Below are 12,215 nucleotides of genomic sequence, written 5' to 3'. Positions count from 1 at the left end.
CTTTGGGCGCCGCGTACACACAACGGACAAATTCCGGGATTACCCTTGCGCCCTTTGCCGCCGGCCGCCCGCTTTGCTTTGGGGCAGCCGGCCCGTCCGTTCCTGTTGCCGGCCCCCCGCCATGACCCAGCCCCAGCGCCGCGAGTTCCTCCCCCGCCAGATCGTGGACGCTCCCCCCAATCGCTGGGACTGGGCGCTGCTGCCCCTGGTGCTGGCCGCCATCGTGCTGCTGGCCTACGGCGCGGCCCAGATGGCCCAGCCCTTCCACATGGGCGATGCGCTGCCGCTGTCGCTGGACCCGTGGCAGCTGCCCTATTACCTGCTGCGCACCACGCTGCGCATGTTCATCGCGCTGGGCGCCTCGCTGGTCTTCGCCTGCGTGTTCGCGGTGCTGGCGGCCAAGTACCGGCTGGCCGAGCGGGTGCTGGTGCCGCTTCTGGACATCCTGCAGTCCATTCCCATCCTGGGGTTCCTCTCCATCACGGTGACGGGCTTCATCGCGCTCTTTCCGGGCAGCCTGCTGGGCGTGGAATGCGCGGCCATCTTCGCCATCTTCACCTCGCAGGCCTGGAACATGGCCTTCAGCCTCTACCAGTCGCTGCGCACCGTGCCGGCCGAGCTGCAGGAGGCCGCGCGCGTGTTCCAGCTCTCGGGCTGGCAGCGCTTCTGGCGGCTGGAGCTGCCCTTCGCCATGCCCGGGCTGCTCTGGAACATGATGATGTCCATGTCCGGCGGCTGGTTCTTCGTGGTGGCGTCGGAGGCGATCTCCGTCTCGCACCAGGACATCAAGCTGCCCGGCGTGGGCTCGTACATCGCCATGGCCATCGAGGCGCGCGACCTGCCCGCCATCGGCTGGGCCATCGCCTGCATGCTGGTGGCCATCCTGCTGTATGACCAGCTGCTCTTCCGCCCGCTGGTGGCCTGGGCCGACAAGTTCCGCTTCGAGGAAGGCAGCGCCGACGCCGCCCCGCGCTCCTGGCTGCTGGACTGGCTGCGCCGCGCCCCGGCCACGCAGAGCATGGCCGGCTGGTGCCAGCGGCAGCTGGGCCGCACGCTGACGCTGTTCAAGCGCAGCCACGACGGCACCTCCATCCGCGCGCGCCCGGCCGCCCCGTCGGCCCGCGCCGAGCGGGTGTGGGACGCGGTGATGGCCGCCGGCGTGCTGTTCGCCGTCGCCCGGCTGGTGCAGTTCGTCCACACCGAGGTGGGCTGGCACGAGGTGGTCCACGTCTTCACACTGGGCGGCTACACGCTGGTGCGCGTGATGGTGCTGATCGCGCTGGCGGCCCTGGTGTGGGTGCCCATCGGCGTGTGGATCGGCATGAACCCGCGCTGGGCGGGGCGGCTGCAGGCGGTGGCGCAGTTCCTGGCCGCCTTCCCGGCCAACCTGTTCTTCCCGGTGGCGGTGATGCTGGTGGTGCACTGGAAGCTCAACCCGGACGTGTGGCTCTCGCCGCTGATGATCCTGGGCACGCAGTGGTACATCCTCTTCAACGTGATCGCGGGCGCATCGAGCATCCCCAACGAGCTGCGCCTGGCCGCGCAGAACCTGGGCCTCTCCGGCTGGCTCAAGTGGAAGCGCTACCTGCTGCCCGCCGTGTTCCCCAGCTTCGTGACCGGCGCCATCACCGCCAGCGGCGGCTCGTGGAACGCCAGCATCGTGGCCGAATACGTGACCTGGGGCGACACCACGCTGCAGGCCCAGGGGCTGGGCAGCTACATCGCGCAGATGACCGCCTCCGGCGACTTCCCGCGCATCGCGCTGGGCATCGGCGCCATGGTCGTCTTCGTGATGGGGCTGAACCACTTCCTCTGGCGCCGCCTCTACCGCCTGGCCGAAGACCGCATGCATTTCTGATCCGTCGCCGCCCACTGAAGGCGGCCCGCCCCCAAGACAAGAACAGACTCGAACCGACCCGGAGCCGTTTCCGCCATGACGCAATCCATCATCGAACTCCACGGCGTGGGCAAGACCTTCCGCTCTTCCGACGGCCGCGAGCGCCCCGTGCTGCAGAAGGTCGATTTCACGCTGCGCGAAGGCGAGATCGTCGCCCTGCTGGGCCAGTCCGGCTCCGGCAAAAGCACGCTGCTGCGCATCATGGCCGGCCTGATCGCCGCCGACGAGGGCGAGGTGCGCTACCGCGGCCAGCCCCTGCACGGGCCGGCGCGCGCGATCAGCATGGTGTTCCAGTCGTTCGCGCTCTTTCCGTGGCTCACGGTGCAGCAGAACGTGGAACTGGGCCTGGAAGCGCGCGGCGTGCCGCAGGCCGAACGCGCCACGCGGGCCGAGGCGGCCATCGACCTCATCGGCCTGGCGGGCTTCGAGGGCGCGCTGCCGCGCGAACTCTCGGGCGGCATGCGCCAGCGCGTGGGCATCGCCCGCGCCCTGGTCACCCAGCCCGACGTGCTGCTGATGGACGAGGCCTTCTCCGCGCTCGACGTGCTCACGGGAGAGCGCCTGCGCGAGGACATCCTGCAGCTCTGGCGCAGCGGCAGCATGCCCACCAAGGCCATGCTGGTCGTCTCGCACAACATCGAAGAGGCCGTGATGATGGCCGACCGCGTGCTGATCTTCGCCAGCGACCCGGGCCGCATCCGCAGCCAGATGGCCATCCAGCTGCAGCGCCCGCGCGATGCGGACGGCGCCGAAGTGCGCGCCCTCATCGACGAGGTCTATGCGCTGATGACCGCCGGCTCGCACCGCCCGGCCAGCGCCGCCGGCACGGCCGGAGCCGCAGCGCCCGACGCCGCGGCCAGCCCCGCCACCCACCGCCTGCCCGAAGCCGACGTGGCCCGCATGGACGACCTGCTCGAAATGCTGGCCGATCCGCCCTTCGACGGCCGCGCCGACCTGCCCCAGCTGGCCGAGGAAGCGGGCCTGGCCGACGACGAGCTGCTGCCCACCGCCACCGCGCTATCGCAGCTGGGCCTGGCCGCCCTCGCCCAAGGCGACCTGCAGATCACGGCGCTGGGCCGCCGCTACGTCGATGGCGCCCACGCGCTGCGCCAGGAGCTGTTCGGCCAGCAGCTGATCGCCCATGTGCCGCTGATCGCCCACATCCGCCACAGCCTGGAGCAGGAAGCCACGGGCGAGCTGCCCGAGGCGCCCTTCGTGCGCCTGCTGAGCGAGCAGCTGGGCGAGATCGAGGCCGAGACCGTGCTGCGCACCGCCATCACCTGGGCCCGCCACGGCGAGGTGTTCGAGTACGACTACCTCACCGGCCGGCTGCGCCTGCCGGGCGGCGACGCGGCGCAGGACTGACGCGCGGCCGCAGCCGCCGGGGCGGCGCCACGGGGTCGCTGGCCTGACCGGCCGGACCGCGCGTCGGCGGCAAGCCACAGCCGCATGGCGGCGGGGAAAATTCGTTACGGGCTGCCGTGCTTCTGCTAACCTATCGCAACCTCTTGTTACATAGGTGGCAGCAAATAGCGGAAGGGTCGCCGGCTCATTCTCGGGCGCAGGAACACGCCCGAGCGGCTTCGGCCCCCTCCCATGCGATCTGCCCCCGCACTTCGCACCGGAAAGACCCCGTGAAGCTCCTGAATTCGCTCGCGCTTCAGTTCCGTGCGCTGGCCGGCGCCGTTCTGCTGCTGGCCGCCGTGCTGCCCGCGCTGGCGGGCGTCGGGAACGTACGCCAGCAGGCGCAGCAGGACTTCGCGCAGGTCAGCCCGCACCGCATCGCCCAGGCCGGCGAATCGCCAGGCAGCATCGCCGGGGAGGCCGGGCAGCGCCTGGACCACCTGGCGCAGGCGGCCCAGGTGCGCGCCGCGGACGAGAGCCCGACCGCCGCCCCGTGCATGCACGGGAAAACACCAAGCCATTCCCATCAACTTGACGCATCCGCATCGCGAAACACGATGCTTTGCCTCGGATAATTTCCCGCATGAATCAGCTCTTCGAGCAGTTGTCGCTGTCCGTCTCCACCGCCCAGAACGTGGAAGAGCTCACCAGGCCGCTGCTGGAGATGCTCCAGGCGGTGACGGGTCTCGAATCCACCTTCCTCACCACCGTGGACGAGGCCCAGGGCATGCAGCAGGTCGTGCACGTCCACAACACGGGCAGCCTGCATCTGCACGAAGGCGTTTCCCTGGCCTGGGCCGATTCGCCCTGCCGGCGCGCGATGAAGGAAAACCTGCGCTTCGCCAACGACATTCCCACGCGCTGGCCCGACATGGAAGGCATGCACCAGCTGGGCATCCAGACCTACACCAGCGTGCCGGTGCGCAACAGCGACGGCCAGCTGTTCGGCACCCTGTGCGCCGTCGATACGCAGTCCCTGCCGCAGGCGCCGCAGTCCGAACGCGTGCTGATCCTGTTCGCCAGCCTCATCGGCCGGCAGATGGAGCGCGAGCAGCTCATCCAGCAGCTGCTCGAAACCAACCAGCGCCTGGCATCCTTCGCCGGCACCGACCCGCTCACCGGACTGCCCAACCGCCGCGCGCTGATGAGCGCGCTGCAGCGCATGCTGGAGCAGGGCCAGCGCCGGCAGCTGGAGGTGTACGTCACCTTCCTGGACCTGGACGGCTTCAAGTTCGTCAACGACAACTACGGCCACGAGGTCGGAGACCAGCTGCTGACCGCCATCGCCGAGCGGCTGCGCGGCGCGCTGCGTGCCGAGGACTTCGTCGCGCGGCTGGGCGGCGACGAATTCGTCGCCATCGGCCTGGGCCCGGCGCTGGAAAGCGGCGCGGCCAGCACGCCCGCACCGGAATCCTGGGCACGGCGCCTGGCCGATGCGACGCGCGGCCACTTCGACCTGGCCGGCGCCTCGCTCGACTATGCCGGCGCCAGCGTGGGCACCCTCAGCCTGCACCCCGAGACGGTGCACCAGGCCGACGCCGTGCTGCGCCTGGCCGACGAGGCCATGTACCAGCACAAGATGGCGCGGCGCCTGGCCCGCCAGTGCGCGGGCCAGCCCGCCGCACGGCCCCGGGACTGACGGATTTCCCCGGGAGCGCGTCCGGCCTGCCGCGGCCGGCCATGCCCCCGGCCCGGCGCGGGCAGGCCCTGGCCGGGATAATCGCGCCTTGCCCTCCCCCACGCCGTCCATGTCCGATTCCGCCTGCCGCGTGCTGGCCGTCATCCCGCCGATGACGCAGCTGAACACGCCCTACCCGTCCACCGCCTACCTCACGGGCTTTTTGCGCTCGCGCGGCGTCTCGGCCTTCCAGGAAGACCTGGCGCTGGCCCTGGTGCTGCGCCTGCTCTCGCCCGAAGGGCTCAAGGCCGTGGCCGAGCGCGTGCAGGCCCTGCCCGAGCGCCAGCGCAGCCCCGCCGTGCAGTCCTTCGCGGCGCAGCAGGACCGCTATCTCGCCACCATCGGCCCGGCCATCGCCTTCCTGCAGGGGCGCGACAGCACGCTGGCGCATCGCATCGCGGGCCGCCACTACCTGCCCGAGGGCCCGCGCTTTTCCACGCTCGACGTCTATGTGGACGACGAAGGCGGCGACCCGCTGGGCTGGGCCTTCGGCGCCCTGGGCCTGCACGACAAGGCCAAGCACGTGGCCACGCTCTACCTGAACGACCTGGCCGACGTGCTGCGCGACGCGGTGGACGAGCGCTTCGAGTTCGTGCGCTACGCCGAATCCCTCGCCGGCAGCCAGCCCACCTTCGACCCGCTGGCCGATGCCCTGGCCGCCGCGCACACGCTGGTGGACGACCTGCTCGCGCAGCTCACGCACGAGGCCATCGAGCGCCACCGGCCCACGGTGGTGCTGCTCTCGGTGCCGTTCCCCGGCTCGGTCTATGCGGCCTTCCGCATCGCCCAGGCCATCAAGGCGCGGCACCCGCACATCGCCACCGTGCTGGGCGGCGGCTTCGTGAACACCGAGCTGCGCGAGCTGTCCGACGCGCGCGTGTTCGACTTCTTCGACTACGTCACGCTCGACGCCGGCGAGCGCCCGCTGCTGGCCCTGCTGGAACACCTGGAAGGCCGCCGCGGCCGCCAGCGCCTGGTGCGCACCTTCGTGCGCAACGATGGGGAGGGTGGCGACGGCGCCGTGCAGTACGTCAACATGATGGAAGCCGACGTGGCCTTCGCCGAGGTCGGCACGCCCACCTGGGACGGCCTGCCGCTGGACCGCTACCTCTCGCTGCTGGACATGCTCAACCCCATGCACCGCCTCTGGAGCGACGGGCGCTGGAACAAGCTCACCGTGGCGCACGGCTGCTACTGGAAGAAGTGCAGCTTCTGCGACGTGGGCCTGGACTACATCGGCCGCTACGAGGGCGCCAGCGCCCAGGTGCTGGCCGACCGCATCGAGGCGATCGTCGCCGAGACGGGGCAGACGGGCTTCCACTTCGTCGATGAGGCCGCGCCGCCGAAGGCGCTCAAGGCCCTGGCCACCGAACTCATCGAGCGCAACGCGGGCATCAGCTGGTGGGGCAACGTGCGCTTCGAGAAGACCTTCACGCCCGAACTGGCCGAGCTGCTGGCCGATTCGGGCTGCATCGCCATCTCTGGCGGGCTGGAAGTGGCCTCGGACCGGCTGCTGGCGCTCATGAAGAAAGGCGTCTCGGTGGACCAGGTGGCCCGCGTGACCCGCGCCTTCAGCGACGCGGGCATCCTGGTGCATGCCTACCTGATGTACGGCTTTCCCACGCAGACCGTGCAGGACACGGTGGACGCGCTCGAATACGTGCGCCAGCTCTTCGCCAACGGCTGCATCCAGAGCGGCTTCTTCCACCGCTTCGCCTGCACCGTGCATTCGCCGGTGGGGCAGAACCCGGCGGAATACGGCGTCACCCTCGCCCCGCTGCCGCCCGGCGGCTTCGCCAGGAACGACGTGGCCTTCATCGACCCGACGGGGGTGGACCACGACGCGCTGGGCACGGGCCTGAAGAAGGCCATCTACAACTACATGCACGGCATCGGGCTGGAGGAGGACGTGCGCGCCTGGTTCCCCTTCCACGTGCCGAAGACGACGGTGAACCGGCGCCGGATCGAGAAAGCGCTGGCCGCCCGCGGCTGACCCGGCAGGGCACGGCACGGCGCGGCGCGCGGCGGCGGCGCCCGGCCGCCCCGCGCCGCTCTAGCTCCGCTTCCTGCGCGGCGAAGGCCCCGGCGACGCCACGGCGCCCACCGTTTCCACCGCATCGGCCAGCAGATCGAAGGCCGGGCCGATGCGCTCGTCGGGCACGCAGCCGTAGCCCAGCAGCAGCCCGGCCTGCGCCGACCGGGCCAGGCTGTAATAGGCGCTCAAGGGGCGGGCGACGATGCCGCGCTCCATGGCCGCGCGGCACACCGCCCAGTCGTCGCGCAGATGGGGCAGCCCCAGCACCAGGTGCAGGCCGGCTTCGTCGCCCATCACCGGCAGCGCCTGGCCGAAGCGGCGGTGGATGGCCGCGATCAGCAGGCTGCGCCGTTCGGCATACACGCCGCGCATGCGGCGGATGTGCGAGGAGAGATAGCCCTCGTCGATGAACTCGGCCAGCACCGCCTGCTGCATCAGCTGGCCTTCGCGGTACAGCTCGGCCAGCCCTTGGGAGAAGAGATCCGCCAGCGGCGCGGGCACCGCCATGTAGCCCACGCGCATGCCCGGGAAAAGCGTCTTGCTGAAGCTGCTGAGATAGATCACCTGGCCGTTGGTGTCCAGGCCCTGCAGCGACGCCAGCGGGCGGATGCCGAAGCGGAATTCGCTGTCGTAGTCGTCCTCGATGATCCAGCAGTTGTGCTGGCGGGCGTACTCCAGCAGCATGCGCCGCCGCGCCAGGCTCATCACCATGCCCAGCGGGTACTGGTGCGATGGCGTGCAGATGATGAGCCGGGGCGGGCGCGCCAGGTGCCGGGCCTCGGGGCGAATGCCCTCGGCATCCACCGGGATCGGGGTCAGCTTGAGCCCCGACGACTGCAGGATGCCGCGCAGCCCCCAGTAGCAGGGCTCCTCGATCCAGACATGGTCGCCCACGTCGCACAGCAGGCGCACGGCCAGGTCCACCGACTGGTGGATGCCCGTGGTGATGATGATCTGCTCAGGCTGGCAGTTGGCCAGGCGCGCCACCCGCAGGTAGTCGGCCAGGGCGCGGCGCAGGGGCCGGTAGCCGCCGCCGGGCGCATAGGTCATCAGCTCAGGCTGGGGCTTGCGCCAGATGCGGCTCTGCAGGCGGTTCCATGACTTGAGGGGGAACTCGGTCACGTCGGGCACGCCGGGCATGAAGGCGCCCCACTGCAGCTTCGAGACACCGCTCAGCTCGATGGTGCGCTTGCCGCGTGCGGACAGCCGGTGGCGGTCGCGCACCGCGCGGCGCGGCGTGGCCTCGGGGCCCGTTTCCACGCGGTCGGGCTGGGTATCGGCCACATAGGTGCCGCTGCCGCTTTGCGTCTCCACATAGCCTTCGGCCAGCAGCTGCTCATAGACCTGGATCACCGTGTTGCGCGCGATGGAGAGGTCCGCGCTCAGCGCGCGGGACGAGGGCAGCTGCGTGCCCGCGGCCAGCCGCCCCGACAGGATCGCCTGCTGCAGCAGCCGGTAGAGCTGCCGGTAGGCCGGCTCTTCGGCGCTCGTATCGAGGTTTTCCGCAAGCCAATCCGACAGGATGGAATACATGGCTTACCCGTAGAAAGTGGTTCCATCGAAATGGAAGAAATGGCTCTTCATTGTAGGGCCGAGATTGCACACACTCTGTCCACGTTTCAACCACTCACCGCCCAACCGAGGAGCCGCCCATGGACAACCAGACACTGCAGCAACGCAAGGACGCCGCCACCCCGCGCGGCGTGGGCGTGATGTGCAACTTCTACGCGGACCGCGCCGAGAACGCGGAGCTCTGGGATGTCGAAGGCCGCCGCTACATCGACTTCGCCGCCGGCATCGCGGTGCTCAACACCGGCCATCGCCACCCGAAGGTGGTGGCGGCGATCAGCGATCAGCTCGGCCGCTTCACCCACACCGCCTACCAGATCGTTCCCTATGGCTCCTACGTGGAGCTGGCCGAGCGCATCAACCGCATCACGCCCGGCAGCCACGCCAAGAAGACCGCCTTCTTCAGCACCGGCGCCGAAGCCGTGGAGAACGCGGTGAAGATCGCCCGCGCCGCCACCGGCCGTCCGGGCGTGATCGCCTTCGGCGGCGCCTTCCATGGCCGCACCATGCTCGGCATGGCGCTGACCGGCAAGGTGGTTCCGTACAAGGTCGGCTTCGGGCCCTTCCCCGGCGACATCTACCACCTGCCCTTCCCCAACGCGCTGCACGGCGTGACGGAAGAAGCCGCGCTCAAGGCGCTGCAGCAGGTGTTCAAGGCCGACATCGACGCCGCTCGCGTGGCGGCCATCATCGTCGAGCCCGTGCAGGGCGAAGGCGGCTTCTACATGGTGCCGCCCGGGTTCATGCGCGCGCTGCGCCAGGTCTGCGACGACCACGGCATCCTGCTGATCGCCGACGAGGTGCAGACGGGCTTCGCGCGCACCGGCAAGCTGTTCGCCATGGAGCACTACGACGTGCTGCCCGACCTGATGACGCTGGCCAAGAGCCTGGCGGGCGGCATGCCGCTGTCGGCCGTGTGCGGCCGTGCCGAGATCATGGACGCCGCGCAGCCCGGCGGCCTGGGCGGCACCTATGCCGGCAACCCGCTGGCCGTGGCCGCGGCGCATGCGGTGCTGGACGTGCTCGAAGAAGAGCAGCTGGCCGAGCGCGCGAACCACCTGGGCGGCAAGCTCAAGGAGCGGCTGCAGGCGCTGCGCGGGCAGGTGCCGCAGATCGCCGACGTGCGCGGCCCGGGCGGCATGGTGGCGGTGGAGTTCAAGCACCCCGTCACCGGCGAGCCCGACGTGGATTTCCTCAAGCGCGTGCAGTCGCGCGCGCTGGCCGGCGGCCTGCTGCTGCTGAGCTGCGGAACCTACGGCAACGTGATCCGCTTCCTGTTCCCGCTGACCATCGCCGACGCCACCTTCGACGAGGCGCTGGACGTGCTGGACAACGCGCTGCGCCAGGCCTGAGACCGCAAGACAACCCTGCCGGAGAACCCCGCACATGCCTACCGCGCACACCAGCGAACCGCCCGGAGACAAGGACGTCCTCGTCAGCTTCCGCGGCGTGAAGAAGACCTACGACGGTGAAAACCTGGTGGTCAAGCAGCTCGACCTGGACATCTACCGGGGCGAGTTCCTGACCCTGCTCGGCCCCTCGGGTTCGGGCAAGACCACCTGCCTCATGATGCTGGCGGGCTTCGAGTTCCCGACCAGCGGCGAGATCCGGCTGGACGGCAAGCTGCTCAACCGCGTGCCGCCGCACAAGCGCGACATCGGCATGGTGTTCCAGAACTACGCGCTGTTCCCCCACATGACGGTGGCGCAGAACGTGGGCTACCCGCTGCAGGTGCGCGGCATCGGCGGCGAGGCGCGCAAGCGCCAGGTGGCCGAGGCGCTGCAGATGGTGCGCATGGAAGCCTTCGGCGAACGCTTTCCGGCCCAGCTCTCGGGCGGCCAGCAGCAGCGCATCGCGCTGGCCCGCGCCCTGGTGTTCAAGCCCCAGCTGGTGCTGATGGACGAGCCGCTGGGCGCGCTCGACAAGCAGCTGCGCGAGCACATGCAGCTCGAACTCAAGGCGCTGCACCGCCAGCTGGGCGTGACCTTCGTCTACGTGACGCACGACCAGGGCGAGGCGCTCACCATGTCGGACCGCGTCGCCGTCTTCGACCAGGGAATCATCCAGCAGCTGGACCCGGTGGGCTCGCTGTACGAGACGCCGCGCAACGCCTTCGTGGCCAGCTTCATCGGCGACAGCAACCGCCTGCAGGGCCGGATCGGCCCGAGCGACGACGCCGGCCAGGCCGCCGGCCACTGCACGCTGCAGCTGCCCGACGGGCACGTGCTGCGCGGCGTGCGCGTGGCCGATGCCGCCACGGCCGGCCAGGCGGCGACCGCCAGCATCCGGCCCGAGCGCATGCGGCTCGCGGATGCCGCCCAGGCCGGCGCAGGCAACGTGCTGCGCGGCCAGGCCGCGGGAATCATCTATTTCGGCGACCACGTGCGGCTGCAGTGCGACATCGCCGGCCAGCCGCAGTGCTTCGTCAAGGTGCCGCTGGACACGCCCGCGCTGGCCCAGCTCGCGCCCGGCCAGCCCGTGGCGCTGGCGTTCGAGCCCGAGCACCTGCGCATCTTCGCCTGAGCCTTCCCGTTTCCCCACCCCGCCCCGCCCCTTCCTCCCACTGAAAGGCACCCACCATGCAACGCACTCCCTTCTACGCCGCGGCCACCGCCCTGCTGCTTGCCTGCGGCACGGCCAGCGCCCGGGACCTGACCGTCGTGAACTTCGGCGGCGCCAACGGCAATGCGCAGAAGCAGGCCTTCGTGCAGCCGTTCGAGAAGCAAACCGGCCACAAGATCATCGGGGTCGAATACAACGGCGAGCAGGCCAAGGTCAAGGCCATGGTCGAAGCGCGGCGCGTGACCTGGGACCTGGTCGAAGTGGAGACCGGCGACCTCGCCCGGGGCTGCGAGGAAGGCCTCTACGAAAAGCTGGACTACAGCAAGATCGGCCCCAAGAGCGGCTTCATCCCCGAAGCCACCCAGGAATGCGGCATGGGCATCTTCGTCTGGTCCACCGTGCTGGCCTACAACAGCGACAAGCTCAAGACGCCCCCCACCGGCTGGAAGGACTTCTGGGACGTCAAGAAGATCCCCGGCAAGCGCGGCATGCGCAAGACCGCGCTCTACAACCTCGAATTCGCGCTGATGGCCGACGGCGTCGCCGCCAAGGACGTGTACAAGGTGCTGGCGACCAAGGAGGGCGTGGACCGCGCCTTCAGGAAGCTCGACGAGATCAAGCCCTTCATCCAGTGGTGGGAAGCCGGCGCCCAGCCGCCCCAGTTCCTGGTGGCCGGCGACGTGGTGATGAGCACGGTGTTCAACGGCCGCATCGACGCCGCGCGCCGCGAGGGCAAGGCGCTGAACGTGGTCTGGGACGGCGGCATCTATGACCTGGACTACTGGGCCATTCCCAAGGGCACGCCCAACAAGGACCTGGCGCTCGACTACATCGCCTTCACCGTGGCCCCGGCCCAGCAGGCCGCCTATGCCAAGCAGATCGCCTACGGCCCGGTGAACCAGGCCGCGCTCAAGCTGCTGGACGCCAAGACCCTGGCCGACCTGCCCAACGCGCCGGCCAACAGCAAGAACGCCGTGCTGCTCAACGGCGCCTTCTGGACCGACCACGGCGAGGAGCTGCAGCAGCGCTTCACCGCCTGGGCCGCCAAGTAAGCGCACGGGGCCCGCTGC

The 12,215-nt window shown here is 70.1% G+C and carries 9 protein-coding genes; 8 read left to right on the top strand and 1 reads right to left on the bottom strand.

What is annotated here, in order from left to right:
* Window positions 1–121 precede the first annotated feature (121 nt).
* The 5 genes from BM070_RS04035 to BM070_RS04015 all read left to right on the top strand — a co-directional run bounded on the left by BM070_RS04035 (window position 122) and on the right by BM070_RS04015 (window position 6,972).
* Window positions 122–1,858 (top strand): ABC transporter permease, encoded by a 1,737-nt coding sequence (locus BM070_RS04035; protein ID WP_092937831.1) that lies wholly within the window; start codon window positions 122–124, stop codon window positions 1,856–1,858.
* A 75-nt stretch (window positions 1,859–1,933) separates the two neighbouring features.
* The gene (locus tag BM070_RS04030) at window positions 1,934–3,262 is read left to right on the top strand and encodes an ABC transporter ATP-binding protein (RefSeq protein ID WP_092937829.1); all 1,329 of its coding nucleotides are present in this window, start codon (window positions 1,934–1,936) and stop codon (window positions 3,260–3,262) included.
* A gap of 269 nt (window positions 3,263–3,531) precedes the next feature.
* Window positions 3,532–3,876 (top strand): hypothetical protein, encoded by a 345-nt coding sequence (locus tag BM070_RS04025; RefSeq protein WP_092937827.1) that lies wholly within the window; start codon window positions 3,532–3,534, stop codon window positions 3,874–3,876.
* Window positions 3,877–3,884: 8 nt separating this feature from the next.
* Entirely contained in the window at window positions 3,885–4,940 is a 1,056-nt protein-coding gene (locus tag BM070_RS04020; RefSeq protein WP_092937825.1) for a sensor domain-containing protein, read from the top strand.
* A gap of 109 nt (window positions 4,941–5,049) precedes the next feature.
* Window positions 5,050–6,972 carry a B12-binding domain-containing radical SAM protein gene (locus tag BM070_RS04015; protein ID WP_175518412.1) on the top strand — a complete coding sequence of 641 codons (1,923 nt, stop codon included), beginning with the start codon at window positions 5,050–5,052 and terminating at the stop codon, window positions 6,970–6,972.
* Between the two features lie 60 nt (window positions 6,973–7,032).
* Here BM070_RS04015 and pdxR read toward each other — a convergent pair whose 3' ends face one another.
* Complete coding sequence (gene pdxR / locus BM070_RS04010) at window positions 7,033–8,547, bottom strand: MocR-like pyridoxine biosynthesis transcription factor PdxR (RefSeq protein WP_092937823.1); 1,515 nt, start codon at window positions 8,545–8,547, stop codon at window positions 7,033–7,035.
* A 119-nt stretch (window positions 8,548–8,666) separates the two neighbouring features.
* Between pdxR and BM070_RS04005 the strand changes: the two genes are divergently transcribed.
* Genes BM070_RS04005 through BM070_RS03995 form a run of 3 tightly spaced genes read left to right on the top strand, consistent with a single transcriptional unit; the run spans window position 8,667 to window position 12,197 of the window.
* Entirely contained in the window at window positions 8,667–9,935 is a 1,269-nt protein-coding gene (locus BM070_RS04005) for a 4-aminobutyrate--2-oxoglutarate transaminase (RefSeq protein WP_092937821.1), read from the top strand.
* Window positions 9,936–9,969: 34 nt separating this feature from the next.
* The gene (locus BM070_RS04000) at window positions 9,970–11,106 is read left to right on the top strand and encodes an ABC transporter ATP-binding protein (RefSeq protein ID WP_092937819.1); all 1,137 of its coding nucleotides are present in this window, start codon (window positions 9,970–9,972) and stop codon (window positions 11,104–11,106) included.
* A gap of 56 nt (window positions 11,107–11,162) precedes the next feature.
* Complete coding sequence (locus BM070_RS03995) at window positions 11,163–12,197, top strand: ABC transporter substrate-binding protein (protein WP_092937817.1); 1,035 nt, start codon at window positions 11,163–11,165, stop codon at window positions 12,195–12,197.
* Window positions 12,198–12,215: the final 18 nt, after the last annotated feature.

The sequence above is a fragment of the Paracidovorax wautersii genome, assembly GCF_900113035.1.
Lineage (GTDB): Bacteria > Pseudomonadota > Gammaproteobacteria > Burkholderiales > Burkholderiaceae_C > Paracidovorax > Paracidovorax wautersii.
Note: the sequence above shows the minus strand (reverse complement) of the source record. Positions and strands in the feature narration are given on the sequence as shown.

What these genes read in the sequence shown, in the direction of transcription:
- pdxR (WP_092937823.1), bottom strand. Translation starts at nt 8,547, where the DNA reads ATGTATTCCATCCTGTCGGATTGGCTTGCGGAAAACCTCGATACGAGC.
- BM070_RS04005 (WP_092937821.1), top strand. Translation starts at nt 8,667, where the DNA reads ATGGACAACCAGACACTGCAGCAACGCAAGGACGCCGCCACCCCGCGC.
- BM070_RS04015 (WP_175518412.1), top strand. Translation starts at nt 5,050, where the DNA reads ATGTCCGATTCCGCCTGCCGCGTGCTGGCCGTCATCCCGCCGATGACG.
- BM070_RS04020 (WP_092937825.1), top strand. Translation starts at nt 3,885, where the DNA reads ATGAATCAGCTCTTCGAGCAGTTGTCGCTGTCCGTCTCCACCGCCCAG.
- BM070_RS04000 (WP_092937819.1), top strand. Translation starts at nt 9,970, where the DNA reads ATGCCTACCGCGCACACCAGCGAACCGCCCGGAGACAAGGACGTCCTC.
- BM070_RS04035 (WP_092937831.1), top strand. Translation starts at nt 122, where the DNA reads ATGACCCAGCCCCAGCGCCGCGAGTTCCTCCCCCGCCAGATCGTGGAC.
- BM070_RS04030 (WP_092937829.1), top strand. Translation starts at nt 1,934, where the DNA reads ATGACGCAATCCATCATCGAACTCCACGGCGTGGGCAAGACCTTCCGC.
- BM070_RS03995 (WP_092937817.1), top strand. Translation starts at nt 11,163, where the DNA reads ATGCAACGCACTCCCTTCTACGCCGCGGCCACCGCCCTGCTGCTTGCC.